The following is an 18,425-nucleotide window of genomic DNA, read 5'->3' as shown; positions in this document are numbered from 1 at the left end:
GATGTAGTAGTGATAGCCTGTTCCGTTAAATCCCCGACGTCGGTGCAGCCGGTCCAAATCTTCCGGAGAGGGCGTACAATCCCCCCGCGTGGCGCTGCAGTGCACCACGATTAAATTAATAATTCGCATGTTAGTGGATAATTAGTTTACTAGTCCAGTTAAAAAGTTCCGTTTAGTCAGCCATTCGTGTTTGTGTTGCGTCATACAGACAGGCTATGCTGCCGGATCCGGTGCTTCTCCACTGCCGCCGGAACCACCACCGTCATCGGGTTCACCGCTATTTCCGCCACCCGAAGCCGAAGTATCGGCAAGGTCGAAACGGACACACTTGACACCTGTCACCAAAGAGCGGGTAGCGGTGGTACGGTCAGGATTCTTGGTATAGTTGGGCAAGAAGCGGACGGTAAGGGAAGCCTGGGCAGCCGATACTTTTTCCGGCAGTTCCACACCTTTGCCGTTGGACTTCATCACCATACGGAAAGTCCCGAAGCCGTCGAGCGTTACACTTTCCGATGCTTGCAGATGCTGGGCAGCCACTGTCACCAGATTATCGAGTGTATTCTTCACATCACCGGTGGAAAGAGACGAGTAAGCGGCTATCTCTTTGGCGAGTTGGGTGGTTGACACATTGGCCGTGTATATCACACGGGGATGAAATAATTTCTTTTTGTTCTTGTCTTCCAGAACGGACTGGAAGGGTTTGTACAATACTGGCATAATTGTAATAGTTTTTACGTGTTAATAAATTAGTTTAGTGTTGTCCTTAAGCTTAATGACACTGTAAAGATACGGGTATTATTCAGACTGACCCAATCATTTTTTCAAAGTGCGTTCATAAATTAATTAATTACGCTCAAAAGATAATGCCCCGGCAATTTGATTTTTCCATTACTCCCGCGAATGTTGCTGAATCCCTTCCACACAGAGTTTCCGATAGCTCCGAAGTTGCTTTTCAGGATAATGGCATATTGCTCGGAAGGCGGAATCTTGTAAGAGTGAAGGTTCTCCAGCAGTCCCTCGAAGTTACGCGGCGTGCCGTCGGACGGTGGTTGCAGGTTGTCGATGTCGTCCTGTGTCATCGCCTTCCTTCTTTTCAAGATTTTTCCTCCTCCGTTCTCTCCTTGAGGAGAGTCAGAGAGGTGGTTTAATTTGTTTTGGTTTGTTTTAATTTGTTTTTCTTTGTTTTGTGTACCCAATGTCGACATTTCGGCTTCCGATGTTGCAGAATCGGTGTTTGATGTTACAGAATCAGCAGTTGATGTTACAGCATCGACTGTTTCGTTATCAGCATCATCCGCACAGCTTTTGCTACTTTGAGAAGAATGGTACGATGCAAGTTCCTCCGCTTCCAACAGGCAGTAGTCCGGCTTTATCAACGAACTGCTACGCCGCTTGGTGATAAAGAGATACTGCCGTTGGATATCGGCGGAAGTCAGGATGCCGTATTGGCGGAAAAGCCCGGCATCAAACAGACCACATTCCACGGACAGGGCGATGATACGTTTCACATCATCCATATCCGTATTGTAAAGGCTGTCCGTCAGTTCATCGTAAAACTCATCACTGGCAGAGATATAATATCCTTTTCCGGCATAGATGTACGACAGCGTTTCTACCAATGTGGCAAAAGCAGCATCACCTTCCCGCTTCATGACACGACGCACCACGCGGTCGTGCATGAAACTGGTGCTCATGGGGAAATAATCCAACCCCTGTTTTATTCTTCCCATAGTGCGTGTAGTTTTTCCTTTTCCTGCTTCCGGCGAATACTGTCCGCCACCACCTGACGGGCATGGCGGATAAGGAGCATCCGCAAAGCGTAGTCCTTTACCTCGGTTATTACCGGATAAGAAAGAGGTTTGTTTTCAAATGATATATTTTTATCCTGATTGCGATGTCTGCGCGTGTTTGCCTTACGGCATTCCTTGCAGTAATTATCTGAAGCCCGGGTACGCTGATTCATATAAAAGGCTTCCTGTGGGAGCTTACGCTTGCAACATCCGCAGATGTGTAGAGATTGATTCATAATGGTTTCCATACTGCTTTCCGTTTTTACAATTTTCATATTTAAACATTCGTGTGTATATTAGAGATATATCGCTTGCACGCAGGACATATAGTTGCTGTATATTGGAGATATATCGGCTGCACATTGGGTATATAGACGCTACACGCAAGATATATAGATGGTGTAAGCGGGCTCAATATTACTTCCGCCCGTCCGGCACGGCTTCCTTAAAAAGGGGGTGAATGAGGTATTTTGCAACCTTTCGTAAACTTTTTGCGGTTTCTCATGGTTTTTCTATTTAAAATTTATAATTTTGAAACATCTTTGTGATTTCATTGTTACAAAGATAAAACAGTTTTCGCAAAGAAAACAAACGATTTTGAGAATTAACTTTAAAAAAGTAGATAACAAATTATCAATGAGCAATTAACGAGTTTATGAATTTTTACATCAAAAATAAACGATAATAGAATGGATACATTTTTGGATGTTACAGGAATAGTGAAGCGTGCCAAACAGGTGCTAAACTTCAAGAACGACAGCGAATTAGCTGAATATTTAGGCGTCTCACGCGCCACAGTATCCAATTGGGGTGCACGAAATAGTATTGACTTCCGCCTGTTACTCGATAAATTCGGGGACAAGGTGGACTACAATTGGCTATTATTGGGAAAGGGAAATCCGAAACACCAGCCAAGATATTGCGAAAGCGAACTGGTGCAGGGAGAAGTCGAGATTATACACAATCCGAAAACACCCGAACCAATAGACGACCGTAGCGTGACATTATACGATATTACGGCAGCTGCGAACCTGAAAACATTGTTCACCAACAAAAAGCAGTATGCACTGGGAAAGATATTAATTCCGAATATTTCCGTCTGCGACGGAGCAGTCTACGTCAACGGAGACAGCATGTATCCTATATTGAAATCGGGAGACATTATCGGATATAAAGAAATCAGCAGCTTCGATAATGTCATTTACGGGGAAATATATCTGGTGTCGTTTATGATTGACGGAGACGAGTATCTGGCAGTGAAATACGTGAACCGTTCCGATAAGGAGGGATATCTCAAACTAGTGAGCTACAATACACACCACGAACCGATGGACATTCCATTTGCGTCCATCAATGCAATGGCGATTGTGAAGTTCTCCATTAGGAGGCACATGATGATGTGAATCTCATCGTAAAAGAGAGCCAAGAACACGGAAAAAACACAGAGGACACAAAAGACACAGAGATTAAAAAAAATAATACCTCTGCGTTTTTTACGTCCTCTGCAATGAGAAATATAGTAAGCCGTAAGAAGCACATTAAATGAAATAATCTGCTAATTCGTGCAATATTTGTTTGATCTTAAAATTCTCTTGCAAACTAATTTGAAACGACCTCTTCCCCTTTCAGCGTAGCCGAACTGGCTTCCGTGACACGCACGTTGACAAAATCACCTACACGGTGCGTACCTCTGTCGAACACCACCACACGGTTCTGCTCCGTACGGCCGAACAGCTGGTCGCGCGAACGCTTGGAAACTCCTTCTACAAGCACTTCATACGTTTTACCGATGCAACGCTGGTTGGATTCGGCAGACAGACGGTTCTGCAAAGCGATAATCTCGTTCAGGCGACGGACTTTCACCTCTTCGGGCACATTATCTTCAAGATGCTTCGATGCATACGTTCCCGGACGTTCGGAGTATTTAAACATGAAAGCGGCATCATATCCACATTCTTCCATCAGCGAAAGTGACAAGGCATGATCCTCTTCCGTTTCAGAATGAAAACCGGAGAAAATATCGGTAGTCAGTCCGCAATCGGGGATGATACGTTTGATAGCTGCCACCCGGTCCAGATACCACTCACGGGTATACTTACGGTTCATCAGTTTCAGAATACGCGAACTGCCGCTCTGCACAGGCAGATGGATATGTTTACACACATTCGGAACTTGCGCAATCACTTCCAGCGTTTCATCGCTCATATCTTTCGGATGGGAAGTCGTGAAACGAATACGCACTCCCGGAGCAGCCTCGGCCACTGTTCGGAGCAACATCGGGAAAGTAACCACTTCGCCTGTCGGTCTTTCAAAACGGTAAGAGTTGACGTTCTGCCCCAACAGGGTGACTTCCTTATAGCCTTTCGCCACGAGGTCTGCCACTTCATTCAGGATGCTTTCTACGTCACGGCTGCGCTCGCGTCCACGAGTATAGGGCACGATACAATAGGTGCAGAAGTTATTGCAGCCACGCATGATGGATACAAAACCCGAAATATGATTGCCGCAGATACGCGACGGAATCACATCCCGATAAGTCTCGGTAGTAGAAAGTTCCACATTGATTGCTTTTTCACCGGTTTCTACGGCCGCAATCAGGTCGGGCAACGTCAGGTAAGCATCCGGCCCCACAACGAGGTCTACATGATGATTCGTTATCAGATCATCCTTTACCCGTTCGGCCATACAGCCCAGTACACCTACAATCAGATGCTTTTTCTTTTTCTTCAGCGAGTGGAAAAACTCCAGGCGATTCAGAATCTTCTGCTCCGCATTGTCGCGGATGGAACAGGTATTCATAAACACGGCATCGGCTTCCTCCAGCGTTTCGGCTACGGAATAACCCGCCATTTGCATCACCGAGGCAATCACCTCACTGTCGGCTACGTTCATCTGGCAGCCATAGGTTTCGATAAACAACTTTTTGTTGTCATCCTTCATTTCAGTTGCGGATTTAAAGTCCGCTCCCGTTAATTCGTTCATACTCAAATCTTAGTTTAAAAATTCGGATGCAAAGATACGGCTTCGCTTTCAATAAGTAGTGAATTGATATCAAAATAACGCAAAAACTTATGATTTGGCAAGCAAATTTGTAATTTATGTTAAGAGAATAAACATTTTTAGGCGATATGCTTGGCAAATTTAAATTTATTTTTCACATTTGTGCAATGAAAGAAACATTAGATTTTTTCATAGTTAAGGTTTAGGTTAAAAAAATTAAGGGGAGCTGTGAAGCTGCCCTTTTTTCATAATAAAATGTTAGCCTGAACCAGATAAAATACGTAACTTTGGCAGATAACTAATTAGCAGTGAAACACAATGGAAGATTTTTTGAAATTTCTCTTGATAGCAGGTGTCATTCTTGTGGGAATATTCAAAGAGGTGAATAAGAATAGTAAATCGAAAAAAGCTAAGAATAAACGCCCCGTTTCCCCGATGCCATCCCCCGTTGAAGTAGCTCCGGATGCAGTTCCTATGCCCGAGGCATGGGGTGGCCCCAAGTCGCTGGAAGAATTATTCCAGCCTAAACCCCTGAAACAGACGCCACCGCAACAGTCTCCCAAACAGACGGCGAAACCAGCGGCGCAGCAGAAAAGAAAAAAAGAAGAAATATCCGTTTCCGCATCCCTGGCAAACAGTGCCGCGCAAGATAAACGAAATTCCCAACAAGGTTCTCATTATAACTCTCACACCGAATCAACTGATAACGAACATGATTTCACGATTCACTCCGCAGAAGAAGCCCGCCGCGCTATTATCTGGGGAGAGATACTTCAACGGAAGTATTGAGAGAGCCCGTAAACTCATTGAGTTTCGAATCATTATGTGACGAGTCATTGCCAAGCATTGGTACAAGGCCGTACAAACAGAGAATTAATTATCAATAAAAATATCAACTGTATTTAACACGAAATTTACTATTTATGTCACTCAATCGTATTTCGGCAGCGGAAGCTGCAAGCCTAATCAAACATGGCTACAACATCGGCCTAAGCGGATTTACTCCCGCCGGAACGGCCAAGGCTGTAACAGCCGAACTCGCAAAAATTGCTGAAGCAGAACATGCGAAAGGAAACCCGTTTCAAGTAGGAATTTTCACAGGCGCATCGACAGGGGAATCCTGTGACGGCGTACTGTCACGCGCCAAAGCCATCCGCTACCGCGCTCCTTATACTACCAACGCCGACTTCCGCAAAGCTGTGAACAACGGAGAGATTGCCTACAACGACATACACCTCTCACAAATGGCACAGGAAGTGCGCTACGGGTTCATGGGCAAAGTGAACGTAGCCATCATCGAAGCCTGCGAAGTAACTCCAGACGGAAAAATTTATCTGACTGCCGCCGGCGGCATCGCCCCGACCATCTGCCGTCTTGCCGACCAGATCATCGTGGAGTTGAACAGCGCACACAGCAAATCCGGTATGGGTATGCACGACGTATACGAACCGCTCGACCCGCCTTACCGCCGCGAAATACCGATCTATAAACCGAGTGACCGTATCGGACTGCCTTACGTTCAGATAGACCCGAAAAAGATTATAGGCGTAGTGGAAACCAACTGGCCGGACGAAGCGCGTTCTTTCGCTGCCGCTGATCCGTTGACCGACAAAATCGGCCAGAATGTTGCCGACTTCCTTGCAGCCGACATGAAACGCGGTATTATCCCGTCCAGTTTCTTGCCTTTGCAATCGGGTGTAGGAAATATCGCCAACGCCGTACTCGGTGCATTGGGACGTGATAAAACGATTCCTGCATTCGAAATGTACACAGAGGTAATCCAGAATTCCGTGATCGGATTGATTCGCGAAGGACGTATCAAATTCGGTAGCGCCTGTTCACTGACTGTTACAAATGATTGTCTGGAAGGCATCTACAACGATATGGATTTCTTCCGCGACAAACTGGTTCTCCGTCCGTCGGAAATCTCAAACAGCCCGGAAATAGTACGCCGCCTCGGTATCATTTCTATCAATACAGCCATCGAAGTTGACCTGTACGGCAACGTAAACTCTACCCATATCGGCGGAACAAAAATGATGAACGGTATCGGTGGTTCGGGAGACTTTACCCGCAACGCTTACATCTCTATCTTCACTTGTCCGTCTGTGGCCAAAGAAGGGAAGATTAGCGCGATCGTACCGATGGTATCCCACCACGACCACACGGAGCACGATGTCAACATCGTTATCACCGAGCAAGGTGTTGCCGATCTTCGTGGCAAGAGCCCGAAAGAACGCGCACAAGCCATCATCGAAAACTGTGCACATCCTGACTACAAAGAGCTTCTTTGGGATTACCTCAAACTGGCCGGTAACCGGGCACAGACTCCACACGCTATTCAGGCTGCACTTGGTATGCACGCAGAGTTGGCTAAGAGTGGCGATATGAAGAATACTAATTGGGCTGAATACTCAAAGTAAATATAATATATAGTATAGAATTTACAGTATTCGATTCAAAACAAGTATAATTGTATTCTCTGGTAAACAAAATCCTACGATTTTTGCTTATTAGAGAATACAATTGTCTTTTTATAGAAGAATCAATAAAGAGCCCTCCATGGAAAATAGTACCTGCCCCTTGACAACATAGAAATCGGATTCAACAACGGAATTCCACTTTGGTTGTACGGGCTAATGTATTCATATCAGCCTATTTCCCAATAATCACCTCACACATTTTATCCTGAAATGCTCTCGCTTTAGCCGCCGAAAGTACATTCTGGTTCATAATGGCAAATGCCACTTCATGTCCGTTCTTCATCTTCAGATAGCCTGCAAGCGCATTTATTGCCGTAAACGAGCCTGTTTTGGCATGAACATTCCGAAAAGCAGGAGTACCTTTCATCCGGAACTTCAAAGTTCCGTCCACCCCGCCAACAGGAAGTGATTTATACAACATCTGAAACACTTCTGTTTGCGAGTACGCATATTTTAGAAAATCCACCAGCAGGGCAGGAGAGAGGTAATTATAATTGGACAGTCCGCAACCGTCGGCAATCTTATAATCTTTCGGGTCATGCCCCAGGCGGCGGATCAGCTTCATTATTTCGACAATACCATCTTCGGCAGCTACTTGCTTCTTTCCCGTAGCCTGCGCTCCCAGGCGACAGAGAAATGCTTCCGCATTGAGGTTATCACTCTCTTTCATCAGTTGGTTCAGCACTTTCTGCACAGAAGTGTTCCAGCAAGCCATACGCTCTACTCTCACACTGTCGCGAGGTAATTCGGCAAAGCCATACGACTGGGGAGTCGTGATTCCTTTCCCACGAAGGCGTTCCAGGAAAGTGTGCATAAAGAAACGGGGAGAATCATAGATGTTGACATCATCTTTTCGAATCGAAGTGACATTGCCCGAAATAAGGAGATTGTTTCCATTCGTCAGCCAGTCTCTTGTGAAAGAGAATTTCCCGGCAGAAGAGGTACGTGTTTTCGTCTGATTCGTCACTGTATAATAGGAAGACAGAGGCTGGCAGGAAACACTTGCCGTATCGCCCTGCACCGTGGATGGAACTACGGAAACCTGTACAGTCCCCTTGCAGAACATCAGCGGAGAGAGATAAGGCTGATAACCCGCAGGTGTATCGTCCCACGCCCATCCGCTGCCCCAATAAAGGGAGTCTTTCATTGAAACGTCACCATAGACCTGCCCGTTAATAACCGAAAAAGGGAAAGTGATTACCTCTTCTATCAATGAATCCATCGACTGGCTGTCAAATTCCGGATCGAATCCGCCTACCACATACAGGTTGCCTTGCAAGGTATCATGCTCTATCACGCCATCGTGCCATACTTCGGTGCGGAAAGGCTCGTTGGCTCCGGGGCGGGAAAGTGCGGTAATAGCCGTCAACAGCTTCATGGTAGAGGCAGGACGTGAAAGTTTCTCCGCACGATAGTTATAAAGTGATTTCTTAGCCGTCAGATCGTAGACGGATATGCCGACTTCGGATGCTTCGGGGAGCATCTTCTTGATAAGCGAATCTATCCGGGAGAAATTCTGTTGTCCCCAAAGTGGCAACAAACAAACTGAAAGGGCGACTAACAAAAGACTTTTTTTCATATAACACTGTTTATGACATCAACAAATGATCGTATCTTACCTCTATCTATTTCAAGTTTTTCTCTACCTGTCCAAGAAGCGAACCGGCGCCATATCCGGACCATACATCCTGGATTTTTCCATCAGGAGCAATCAAGACATAATGAGGGATTCCCCGTACCTGATAGTTTAGGGCAAGACCGGTACGTCCTTTACGAAGTTCGTTCCACTGGTTACCGCCTATTCCTTTCGTCTTGATATACTCTTTCCAACGTGCTTTCGGGTCCTCACTAATACTAATCACAGTCATTTTATCCTTGTACAGATCCATCACCTTCTCCATTTCGGGTATCGACTCCACGCAAGGACCACACCCGCTACTCCAGAAATCGAGTAAGATGAATTTTCCTTTGAACTCGGAAATATGACGGAGAGAATCATTCGCATCATATAGGTCTCCATCCACCATCATATCTCCAACTCCTACGGTAGCGGGAGGATAAACATAGGCTGTAATCTCCTGTCCGCCACCTGTTTGTTTATCAGCTTCGGACATTCGGGCATAGAGTTTTTTCACCTCTTCTTCATAAGGCATGATGGTTTTATATTTCATCATGGAAGCAAAAAACAGTAACCTGTCCATCCACACCGGGGAGACGGGAGCTTCTTCCATGTATTCCATTTCCTTTTTCCAGATTTCCTGCTGCAACGGCATTGACAGTTTCCGGATAGAATCTATCTTGGCCCACGCCTGACTTTCAAACTCCCGGTCGCCCGGATGGTCAATGAACATCATCCGTTGCCAGTCATATTCCGCTGCCATGTATTGCATCAGTTCTTTCTGTTGAGCCATCGCGCAAGCCATAAAGCGGTTTTCTTCCTGCTGTTCCGGCACATCACTTACTACTTCCCATGTTTTCACTAGTTTGTCCTGTCCCTTGATTTCGATGTATTCCCCCGGTGCGATCCACACTTCCAGCCATGTACCCGGGAAGCCCCGGTTATCAGACATAATCAGCATTTTCCGTGTGGTAGAAACCGTGTCGCGGAAAGAGAACTGTCCATTCATAAGCGTATCTCTCAAGACACAGTTGAGAATATTTCCGTCTTCTTCATACAGGCCGATCACAATGCTGTCGGGAAGATTGGCCAATTCGCCCTGAATCAAATATTCATTGGCGGCAACTGACGCTTTACGATTAAATGTACAATGACACATCACCATACAAACTATTGCCAATAAGGCCGGAGTGATTATATATTTTCTCATCATATATTCGATTTATCAGTGAGATACCCCCTCATCAATGAATCAGATAGGTATCTTCATCAATGAACGATGTCAGATATCGGAATCCGTTTATAGAGCTTCCCGGAAGATTTCTCCTACCGTAGGATGCGGGAAAACAATCTTTTTCCATTGCGCTGCCGTCAATCCGAGCTCAATGGCAGTGCCCGCAAGAGTGATAATCTCCGAAGCCGGATTTCCCAACACATGAGCGCCAATCACCCGCTGCTGTTCATCCAGCAATACTTTGCAGACTCCGTTCACGCCTTCATTCTCCGCCACAAAACGGCCGGAGTAAGCCATCGGAAGTTTGATAACCTGATAATTGATTCCTTTCGTTGAGGCCGACTCCTCCGTTTCACCCACTCCAGCAATCTCCGGATTGGTATAGACTACGCCCGGAATAGCCCGATAACTCATGGCATCTTCCTTTCCCAAGATGGAATGTACGGCAACTTCCGCTTCACGAACAGCCGTATGGGCGAGCAAAGAGAATCCTGTCAGGTCACCACAAACATACACGTCCGGCACAGAAGTCTGCATCTTTTCATTAACTCTGATAGCACCACGCTCCGTCTGCTCCAAATTCAGGTTTTCGAGCCCGAAACCTTTCGTCACCGGGCGACGGCCGACACTCATCAACAGCTTCTCTGCAATGACACTGCCGTTTCCCTCCGCGTTCTCATAAGAAACAACAGCCCCTTCTTCCGTTTGCGACAAGCCGACCACTCTCGTACTAAGCAGGAATTTAATACCTCGTTTTGTATATTCTGCACGGAGCAAAGCGGAAAGCTCCTTATCCATTCCACCCAGGATTTCGTCCATCATCTCAACCACCGTCACCTGTACTCCCAAACTATTGAAGAACGACGCAAACTCCATACCGATTACCCCGCCACCAACAATAGCCAAAGAAGCCGGCAATTCTTTACTGTCCAAAGCATCTCTGTGCGTCCAGTAGTTCACCGCGTCCACTCCCGGAATAGGAGGAATAAAGGTTTCCGAACCCGTACATAATATCAGATTCTCTCCTTCGTAAGTCTCTTCCCCGCAGCGAACCGTATTTTTATCAATGATCTGCGCTTCTCCCGATACGATTGTAACATTGTTGGCAGTCAGCTTCGCTTTCACTCCCAGCACCAGTTTACGCACTACCTTACTTTTACGCGCTATTATCTTAGGCAAATCGAAAGAGACTTCCGGGATATTGACTGCATACTTTGATGCATGTTTTGCACTGTCATAAGTCTTTGCCGAATACAACAATGTTTTCGTAGGAATACAGCCTTCGTTCAGACAGACGCCACCCAGACTATTCTTTTCGATAAGCAATACGCTCAAACCACCTTTACCGGCAGCTTCGGCAGCCGTATATCCCGCAGGACCGCCACCGATGATAATCACTTGATATTTCATAGTATATAATCAGTTACTCTTTTATCTTCTTTTCAAACATTCTCTTTTCGAGTAGTTCTGCAAATTCCTGTTCCTTGACAGGCATCACCGAAACAAACTTCCCTTTTCCGTATTCTATCAAGATATAATCCGTCACCGAGAAACTACCGAACTTCATGGAATGGTATTTCCTGACTGTGGTGATTTCGGAAAGCGGAATAACCTTCTTACGAATAAAACGGCCGCGTGAAACCTCCAGGTTACCGTCTGTAGTCAACGTATAAGTAGTATGTATAATCTGTTCGATCACTACAATCAGCATCAGCATAAACAGTACCGCTACCAAGATATATTTGCACCACAATGCGCCAACAGCATTTACAGTAAGCACCACCAACAGGAAATATTGGTACCAGGCGATGCGAGCATGAAAAATTCGATTCATTTTGTCAGATTTTTGCCTGCAAGGTAGCAATTTTATGAATTAGTGACAACGAAAAGTACAACGAAGTAACTTATTTTGTAGCTTTGCGGTGAGAAATAACAAGATTATGGTAAGAAAATTCGATTTCCTCGTTATCGGTTCCGGAATTGCCGGTATGAGTTTTGCGCTGAAAGTGGCGCACAAAGGTAAAGTTGCTCTTATCTGTAAAAGTGGGCTGGAAGAAGCCAATACGTACTTCGCCCAGGGAGGTGTAGCCTCCGTCACCAACCTTCTGGTGGATAATTTCGACAAGCACATTGAAGACACAATGATTGCCGGCGATTGGATCAGTAACCGTGCCGCAGTAGAAAAGGTAGTGCGCGAAGCTCCCGCACAAATTGAAGAACTGATTAAGTGGGGAGTGGATTTTGACAAAAACGAGAAAGGCGAATTTGACTTGCACCGCGAAGGCGGACACTCGGAGTTCCGTATTCTTCACCATAAAGACAATACAGGAGCAGAAATTCAAGACAGCCTGATTAAAGCCGTACAACGCCATCCGAATATCACGGTCATCGAAAACCAGTTTGCCATTGAAATCCTGACACAGCATCACCTGGGAGTGACTGTAACCCGCCAGACACCGGACATCAAATGTTATGGTGCTTATATCCTCGATCCGAAAACGGGAAAAGTAGATACCTATCTTGCTAAAGTGACGCTAATGGCTACCGGTGGAGTAGGAGCCGTTTATAAAACAACCACTAACCCGCTAGTCGCTACCGGAGACGGTATCGCCATGGTTTACCGTGCCAAAGGTACGGTGAAGGATATGGAGTTTGTACAATTCCACCCTACCGCCCTGTATCATCCGGGAGACCGCCCTTCTTTCCTGATAACGGAAGCAATGCGTGGTTACGGAGGCGTACTGCGCACCATGGACGGAAAAGAGTTCATGCAGAAATATGATCCCCGTCTTTCGCTCGCTCCCCGTGACATCGTGGCACGCGCCATCGACAACGAGATGAAGAACCGTGGAGACGACCATGTATATCTGGACGTCACCCACAAAGATCCCGAAGAAACAAAGAAACACTTCCCCAATATCTACGAGAAATGTCTTAGCCTGGGCATCGACATCACTAAAGATTATATCCCGGTAGCCCCGGCCGCCCACTATCTCTGCGGAGGTATTCTTGTCGACCTGGACGGACAATCTTCCATCGAACGCCTTTATGCCGTGGGAGAATGTTCGTGCACCGGATTGCATGGTGGAAACCGTCTGGCTTCCAACTCATTGATAGAAGCAGTGGTATATGCCGACGCTGCCGCCAAGCACAGTCTGCAAGCGGTTGATCAGTATTCTTATAATGAAGATATTCCCGAATGGAATGACGAAGGAACCCGCTCTCCGGAAGAAATGGTGCTCATTACGCAAAGTATGAAGGAAGTGAATCAAATTATGAGTACATACGTAGGCATCGTCCGCAGTGACCTCCGTCTGAAACGTGCCTGGGACAGACTCGATATTATCTACGAAGAGACTGAAAGCCTGTTCAAACGTAGCGTAGCGTCCAGAGAAATCTGCGAATTGCGTAATATGGTGAATGTGGGTTATCTGATTATGCGCCAAGCAATGGAGCGTAAGGAAAGCCGCGGATTACATTATACGATAGATTATCCACACGTGAAGAAATGATTATGAAAACATTGATTCGGACCTTTATTCTTTTCTTCTGCATAACGGGACTAGCTTCCTGCTATGCAGGTATTCCACTGAAAAGCGGAAAATCAGAAAATAACCAGACTTATGAAGTCAGTTATCTGTTCGAGCACGACGGAGTGAAAGTATACCGTTTTCTCGATCTGGGAAACTATGTGTATTTCACGACCCGGGGAGATGTAACCAGTATCAAGAATGATTCAACAAGAAAAAGGACAATTACTATTTATAAAGACAGTATACCAAACCGATAACGAAAAGAAGCTGTCTAACAATTTTTTTTTAACGGCTTCACCTCTATCAAACAAACTCTGACAGATTATATACGATAGATTATCCATACGTGAAGAAATAGGATTTACAGTATCATTTTTATTAAAAAGAAAAAACAAGAGGCTTCCTCAAATTATATTTTTGAGTTTGGCCTCTTATTTTTTTATCTTTATATGTTTCTTTTGCACTCCTCAAAGAAACTATACTATACACTTATGAGAATATAATACACTTCAACGAAGTGCACATCCATCTATAAATCAAGCTTTTAAATAGTACAGCATATAAATACGAATATCCCTGCCTCTTCTAAAATCATTCCCCAATATCATCCTCTTAAAAACATGTTCTTGAGCATGTGTACACCTCTTTGAGAATATAGTAAACGCTTTCCTGTCTTTCATCTCATACTTTTGTTCACAGAAATAATCACTAATCGAAATATTATGGATATAGCTAAAAGATGTGAGCAGAACCCCCTACTGGCTCCAAAAGATTTAAAAGCGGGAATCAACGGAATGGAAATTACATGTTTGTTAAATCCCGGAGTTTTCAAATATCAAGGCAAAATTTGGTTACTTTTGCGCGTCGCAGAAAGACCTATACAGAAAGAAGGAATTATCAGTTTTCCTATATATAATGAAAAAGGAAAAATAGAAGTGGTTTCGTTTTTAAAGAATGATCCCGATTTAGATGCTTCAGACCCACGCGTTATCGGTTACAAAGGAAAGAATTATCTGACCACGATGTCTTACTTACGATTGGTTTCAAGTACCGACGGTATTCACTTCAAAGATGAACCGGAATTTCCACCTATTTTCGGAAAAGGAGAGCTGGAAGCATTCGGTATTGAGGATTGCCGTGTTGCAACAACCAAAGATGGTTTTTACCTTACTTTCACAGAAGTATCGTCGGTAGCTGTAGGGGTTGGACTGATTCACACCAATGATTGGAAAAACTATACACGGCATGGAATGATATTCCCACCGCATAACAAAGATTGTGCATTATTCGAACAGAAGATAGGTGACAAGTATTTCGCTCTTCATCGCCCGAGCAGTCCCGAACTTGGCGGCAATTATATATGGTTGGCAGAATCGCCCGACCGCTTGCATTGGGGAAACCACAAATGTGTGGCAACCACTCGTGACGGAATGTGGGATTGCGCACGTGTAGGGGCAGGGGCAGCTCCAATAAAGACAGAAGAAGGCTGGCTGGAGATTTATCATGGAGCCGATTTTAATCACCGTTATTGCTTGGGGGCTTTATTACTCGATTTAAATGACCCTTCAAAAGTGATTGCAAGAAGCGAAGAACCGATCATGGAACCTATCGCCGCTTATGAGCAAACAGGTTTCTTCGGAAATGTAGTTTTCACTAATGGGCATTTGGTGGACGGCGATACGATAACCATGTATTATGGAGCAAGCGATGAAGTGATTTGTAAGGCAGAGCTTTCCATTTCAGAGATATTAAACGTATTAAAACAGACACAAAAGAAGTAATGAATAAACTGAAAAAAGAATATCTGTTCTTTAAGCAACAGGAACCTAACATGAGAACACTGTTGGTTACCAATATGCTTTATGCATTGGTACTACCGATAGTAGAAATCTTTGTGGGAGCCTATATCATGAGGAACACGAGCGATCCGGTGATGGTTGCTTTTTATCAGCTGGCAATGTATATAGGCATCATTACTACCTCTCTTGTTAACGGTTATCTGCTAAAGAAATACAGTGTGAAGACGCTTTATTCGGTAGGAATCCTGGTAAGTGGCATTTCCATGTTCGGTATGATGACCATCAAGTCACTTGGCTTCATCGAACTTGGTCTAGCCGGCTTTTTAATGGGAGCAGCTTCTGGTTTCTTCTGGACCAACCGATACCTGCTGGCTCTCTATAATACCAACGACAACAGCCGTAACTATTTCTTCGGACTAGAGTCTTTCTTCTTTTCTATTACCTCCATCGGTGTTCCTTTAATTATAGGCGCATTTATCAGCCAGATAGATGGAAAAGAAGTTTTCGGATTCCTCTTCAATATCAATACCTCTTACTGTGTAGTTACGATGGCAGCAGTAGTCATTACCGTTATCGCCTGCATGACACTGTGGAAAGGTAAATTCGAGAACCCCAAAGAAACAAACTTCCTCTATTTCCGCTTCAACATACTTTGGAAAAAGATGCTGTGGCTAGCCGGATTGAAAGGAATGGTTCAAGGTTTTTTAGTAACAGCACCAGCTATATTGGTATTGAAGCTGGTAGGAGATGAAGGAGCGTTAGGATTGATTCAGGGAGTTAGCGGGGCACTGACCGCTGTCCTGGTGTATGTATTAGGACGTATGGCCCGCCCGCAAGACCGTTTGAAAATCTTTGTAGGAGGATTAATCGTATTCTTTGTCGGTACACTATTCAACGGTATTCTCTTCTCTGCTACAGGAGTGATCCTTTTCGTCCTTTGCAAAGTGATATTCCAGCCTTTGTTCGACCTGGCTTACTTCCCCATTATGATGAGAACAATTGATGCAGTTGCAAAGATTGAGAATAGAAACGAATATGCATATATCCTAAGCCATGAGTTCGGCCTTTTCCTTGGAAGAGCTTTCGGTTTACTACTGTTTATCTTCCTTGCTTATTGTGTATCGCAGGATTTTGCATTGAAATATGCGCTGGTGATTGTTGCCGGATTACAATTAGCGGCATATCCTTTAGCTAAGAATATTACTAATCAAACTGATACTATTGAACATGAAAATGACAAGTAAAGGTGTTTTTGTACTTATGACCGTTTGTCTCCTGGCATCTTGCTCGGGCAACGGAAATAACTTTGGTGAAAAGGTAAAGCAGGTTTCCATCCATAGGGTAGACTCTATGCCTGATATGCCTGAAACTTATAAAATGCTGGACTGGAAACAAAAAGCCCAAAAGTATGACCAGTTTATCTTTGACTGGAATAATAAAAGCGAAGTCGGACCATTAATCTGGTTAGATGACGCCCGCAGAAATATGGACCAGACTACATTTGGCTTATATACTGCCATTAAAGATATTCGTCAGGGAAAGAATGCCAATAACGGAGAGTTCCATGAAAGTCTGAACTCATTGGCAGCTATTCTTGGTGCCGGCCTTGTAGGGATTGACAAGACGAATCAAGATGGATATAACTATGTAAAAATGGTGCAGAATTATTTCAATTCTGATAACGGCTGGAATATAGTCATGAACAATACGACTCCGTCAGTAGCCCTTTTAGGAGGAGGCTATGGCCGCGACTGGTGGTATGATGTATTACCCAATGCCTTATATTATGCTATTTGCGATGTTTTCCCCAATGTAGACGGGGCAGAGAAGATACAAAAAAGTATTGCAGAGCAGTTTGTTAAAGCAGATTCTGTATTGAATGGAAATTACGACTATTCTTATTTTGACTATGCACAAATGAAAGGAATGGTTAATAATATTCCATTGCAACAAGACGCCGCCGGTGGGCATGCTTATGTATTGTTGTGTGCTTATCATAAGTTTGGTGATCCACGTTATCTGCAACATAGTAAAAGTGCCATCGAAGCCCTGCTTGCCCAGAAAGAAAGCCGTTTTTACGAGGCTCTTTTACCACTCGGAGTGTATACGGCAGCCTATTTGAATGCAATAGAGGGGGCTAACTATGATGTAGCCAAACTTCTTGATTGGGTATTTGACGGATGTAAAAGCCCTGCAGGAAGAACCGGTTGGGGAATTATTGTAGGAAAATGGGGTGATTATGATGTAAGTGGTCTGCAAGGAAGTATCACAGACGGCGGAGGATATGCATTCCTTATGAACAGTATCAAACCCGCCTGGCCTTTCATTCCGATGGTGAAATATCAGCCTCAATATGCAAAGGCTATCGGCAAGTGGATGTTGAACAATGCAAGTGCATGTCGTTTGTTCTATCCGGGGGAAATAGATGAAGCACATCAATGGGCTCCGGAATTGAAGGACATTACTTATGATAATGTTTCTTATGAAGGTTTACGAAAAACGGATGACTATGGAAAAGCATCATTAAAAGGGGTTAGTCCGGTTGCAATCGGCGATGGTCCCAAATGGATAAAAGGTAATCCGACGGAGAGCATGTTCAGCGTTTACAGTTCTTCTCCTGTTGGTATTTTAGGGGCCATTGTTTGTCAAACGAATGTGGAGGGTATCCTCCGGCTGGATTGTAATGTCACAGACTTCTATACAGAGAAACCTTATCCGGTCTATCTCTATTATAACCCTCATAAAGAGACCAAAACCATTACTTATCAAGCTACCCAACCATGCGATTTGTTTGATATTGTTGCCAAAGAATATATAGCAAAAAATATAAAGACAAATGGCTCCGTTGAGATCCCGGCCAATGACGCAAGAGTAATTGTGGAACTTCCCGCCGGAACAGAATTAGAACTGAAAGATGGTAAGATTATTGCGAATAAACAAAATATCATTTCATATAATTAAATCTAAG

16 protein-coding genes and 1 pseudogene are annotated in these 18,425 nt (G+C 44.5%); 8 read left to right on the top strand and 9 right to left on the bottom strand.

All coding sequences use genetic code 11. The features are described from left to right. From BXY_RS23555 to BXY_RS11265, 4 genes and pseudogenes are all read right to left on the bottom strand, one after another. Window positions 1-129 (bottom strand): annotated as a pseudogene (locus BXY_RS23555) (N-acetylmuramoyl-L-alanine amidase); the annotation flags it as partial. Window positions 130-213: 84 nt separating this feature from the next. Further along, a complete protein-coding gene (locus BXY_RS11275) occupies window positions 214-717 on the bottom strand; it encodes an HU family DNA-binding protein (RefSeq protein ID WP_008641545.1) in 504 nt (167 codons plus the stop codon). 122 nt (window positions 718-839) lie between these two features. After that, window positions 840-1,730, bottom strand: a complete 891-nt coding sequence (locus BXY_RS11270; protein WP_008641544.1) for a DUF4373 domain-containing protein — start codon at window positions 1,728-1,730, stop codon at window positions 840-842. Continuing rightward, window positions 1,718-2,038: a hypothetical protein gene (locus tag BXY_RS11265; protein ID WP_008641543.1), complete on the bottom strand. Its 321-nt coding sequence runs from the start codon at window positions 2,036-2,038 to the stop codon at window positions 1,718-1,720. Before BXY_RS11265 ends, BXY_RS11270 begins: the two co-directional genes overlap by 13 nt. Before the next feature lie 441 nt (window positions 2,039-2,479). Between BXY_RS11265 and BXY_RS11260 the strand changes: the two genes are divergently transcribed. Continuing rightward, window positions 2,480-3,193, top strand: coding sequence for a LexA family transcriptional regulator (locus tag BXY_RS11260; RefSeq protein WP_008641536.1), 714 nt, complete (start codon window positions 2,480-2,482; stop codon window positions 3,191-3,193). A 196-nt stretch (window positions 3,194-3,389) separates the two neighbouring features. Here BXY_RS11260 and miaB read toward each other — a convergent pair whose 3' ends face one another. After that, window positions 3,390-4,772, bottom strand: coding sequence for a tRNA (N6-isopentenyl adenosine(37)-C2)-methylthiotransferase MiaB (miaB, locus tag BXY_RS11255; protein ID WP_008641530.1), 1,383 nt, complete (start codon window positions 4,770-4,772; stop codon window positions 3,390-3,392). 336 nt (window positions 4,773-5,108) lie between these two features. Between miaB and BXY_RS11250 the strand changes: the two genes are divergently transcribed. Beyond that, window positions 5,109-5,579, top strand: coding sequence for a hypothetical protein (locus BXY_RS11250; RefSeq protein ID WP_004302860.1), 471 nt, complete (start codon window positions 5,109-5,111; stop codon window positions 5,577-5,579). A gap of 134 nt (window positions 5,580-5,713) precedes the next feature. Beyond that, entirely contained in the window at window positions 5,714-7,213 is a 1,500-nt protein-coding gene (locus tag BXY_RS11245) for an acetyl-CoA hydrolase/transferase family protein (protein WP_008641525.1), read from the top strand. Window positions 7,214-7,445: 232 nt separating this feature from the next. On the opposite strand, the gene dacB is transcribed toward BXY_RS11245, so the two are convergent. The 4 genes from dacB to BXY_RS11225 all read right to left on the bottom strand — a co-directional run bounded on the left by dacB (window position 7,446) and on the right by BXY_RS11225 (window position 11,959). Next, window positions 7,446-8,852, bottom strand: coding sequence for a D-alanyl-D-alanine carboxypeptidase/D-alanyl-D-alanine endopeptidase (gene dacB / locus BXY_RS11240; RefSeq protein WP_015531946.1), 1,407 nt, complete (start codon window positions 8,850-8,852; stop codon window positions 7,446-7,448). Window positions 8,853-8,898: 46 nt separating this feature from the next. Beyond that, window positions 8,899-10,101 carry a thioredoxin-like domain-containing protein gene (locus BXY_RS11235; RefSeq protein ID WP_208946919.1) on the bottom strand — a complete coding sequence of 401 codons (1,203 nt, stop codon included), beginning with the start codon at window positions 10,099-10,101 and terminating at the stop codon, window positions 8,899-8,901. A 90-nt stretch (window positions 10,102-10,191) separates the two neighbouring features. Beyond that, entirely contained in the window at window positions 10,192-11,535 is a 1,344-nt protein-coding gene (lpdA, locus tag BXY_RS11230) for a dihydrolipoyl dehydrogenase (RefSeq protein WP_015531944.1), read from the bottom strand. A gap of 13 nt (window positions 11,536-11,548) precedes the next feature. Continuing rightward, window positions 11,549-11,959 carry a PH domain-containing protein gene (locus BXY_RS11225; protein ID WP_004298836.1) on the bottom strand — a complete coding sequence of 137 codons (411 nt, stop codon included), beginning with the start codon at window positions 11,957-11,959 and terminating at the stop codon, window positions 11,549-11,551. 106 nt (window positions 11,960-12,065) lie between these two features. On the opposite strand from BXY_RS11225, the gene nadB reads away from it, so the two are divergent. From nadB to BXY_RS11200, 5 genes are all read left to right on the top strand, one after another. After that, entirely contained in the window at window positions 12,066-13,637 is a 1,572-nt protein-coding gene (nadB, locus tag BXY_RS11220; RefSeq protein ID WP_008641519.1) for an L-aspartate oxidase, read from the top strand. Window positions 13,638-13,639: 2 nt separating this feature from the next. Next, window positions 13,640-13,915, top strand: a complete 276-nt coding sequence (locus tag BXY_RS11215; protein ID WP_004312856.1) for a DUF4884 domain-containing protein — start codon at window positions 13,640-13,642, stop codon at window positions 13,913-13,915. A gap of 465 nt (window positions 13,916-14,380) precedes the next feature. Then, window positions 14,381-15,439 (top strand): glycoside hydrolase family 130 protein, encoded by a 1,059-nt coding sequence (locus BXY_RS11210; RefSeq protein WP_015531943.1) that lies wholly within the window; start codon window positions 14,381-14,383, stop codon window positions 15,437-15,439. After that, complete coding sequence (locus BXY_RS11205; protein WP_015531942.1) at window positions 15,439-16,701, top strand: MFS transporter; 1,263 nt, start codon at window positions 15,439-15,441, stop codon at window positions 16,699-16,701. Before BXY_RS11210 ends, BXY_RS11205 begins: the two co-directional genes overlap by 1 nt. Then, window positions 16,685-18,418 (top strand): glycoside hydrolase family protein, encoded by a 1,734-nt coding sequence (locus BXY_RS11200; protein WP_015531941.1) that lies wholly within the window; start codon window positions 16,685-16,687, stop codon window positions 18,416-18,418. Before BXY_RS11205 ends, BXY_RS11200 begins: the two co-directional genes overlap by 17 nt. Window positions 18,419-18,425 lie beyond the last annotated feature (7 nt).

The organism is Bacteroides xylanisolvens XB1A (assembly GCF_000210075.1).
Classification (GTDB): Bacteria; Bacteroidota; Bacteroidia; order Bacteroidales; family Bacteroidaceae; genus Bacteroides; species Bacteroides xylanisolvens.
Note: the sequence above shows the minus strand (reverse complement) of the source record. Positions and strands in the feature narration are given on the sequence as shown.

What these genes read in the sequence shown, in the direction of transcription:
- BXY_RS11275 (WP_008641545.1), bottom strand. Translation starts at nt 717, where the DNA reads ATGCCAGTATTGTACAAACCCTTCCAGTCCGTTCTGGAAGACAAGAAC.
- BXY_RS11270 (WP_008641544.1), bottom strand. Translation starts at nt 1,730, where the DNA reads ATGGGAAGAATAAAACAGGGGTTGGATTATTTCCCCATGAGCACCAGT.
- BXY_RS11265 (WP_008641543.1), bottom strand. Translation starts at nt 2,038, where the DNA reads ATGGAAACCATTATGAATCAATCTCTACACATCTGCGGATGTTGCAAG.
- BXY_RS11260 (WP_008641536.1), top strand. Translation starts at nt 2,480, where the DNA reads ATGGATACATTTTTGGATGTTACAGGAATAGTGAAGCGTGCCAAACAG.
- miaB (WP_008641530.1), bottom strand. Translation starts at nt 4,772, where the DNA reads ATGAACGAATTAACGGGAGCGGACTTTAAATCCGCAACTGAAATGAAG.
- BXY_RS11250 (WP_004302860.1), top strand. Translation starts at nt 5,109, where the DNA reads ATGGAAGATTTTTTGAAATTTCTCTTGATAGCAGGTGTCATTCTTGTG.
- BXY_RS11245 (WP_008641525.1), top strand. Translation starts at nt 5,714, where the DNA reads ATGTCACTCAATCGTATTTCGGCAGCGGAAGCTGCAAGCCTAATCAAA.
- dacB (WP_015531946.1), bottom strand. Translation starts at nt 8,852, where the DNA reads ATGAAAAAAAGTCTTTTGTTAGTCGCCCTTTCAGTTTGTTTGTTGCCA.
- BXY_RS11235 (WP_208946919.1), bottom strand. Translation starts at nt 10,101, where the DNA reads ATGAGAAAATATATAATCACTCCGGCCTTATTGGCAATAGTTTGTATG.
- lpdA (WP_015531944.1), bottom strand. Translation starts at nt 11,535, where the DNA reads ATGAAATATCAAGTGATTATCATCGGTGGCGGTCCTGCGGGATATACG.
- BXY_RS11225 (WP_004298836.1), bottom strand. Translation starts at nt 11,959, where the DNA reads ATGAATCGAATTTTTCATGCTCGCATCGCCTGGTACCAATATTTCCTG.
- nadB (WP_008641519.1), top strand. Translation starts at nt 12,066, where the DNA reads ATGGTAAGAAAATTCGATTTCCTCGTTATCGGTTCCGGAATTGCCGGT.
- BXY_RS11215 (WP_004312856.1), top strand. Translation starts at nt 13,640, where the DNA reads ATGAAAACATTGATTCGGACCTTTATTCTTTTCTTCTGCATAACGGGA.
- BXY_RS11210 (WP_015531943.1), top strand. Translation starts at nt 14,381, where the DNA reads ATGGATATAGCTAAAAGATGTGAGCAGAACCCCCTACTGGCTCCAAAA.
- BXY_RS11205 (WP_015531942.1), top strand. Translation starts at nt 15,439, where the DNA reads ATGAATAAACTGAAAAAAGAATATCTGTTCTTTAAGCAACAGGAACCT.
- BXY_RS11200 (WP_015531941.1), top strand. Translation starts at nt 16,685, where the DNA reads ATGAAAATGACAAGTAAAGGTGTTTTTGTACTTATGACCGTTTGTCTC.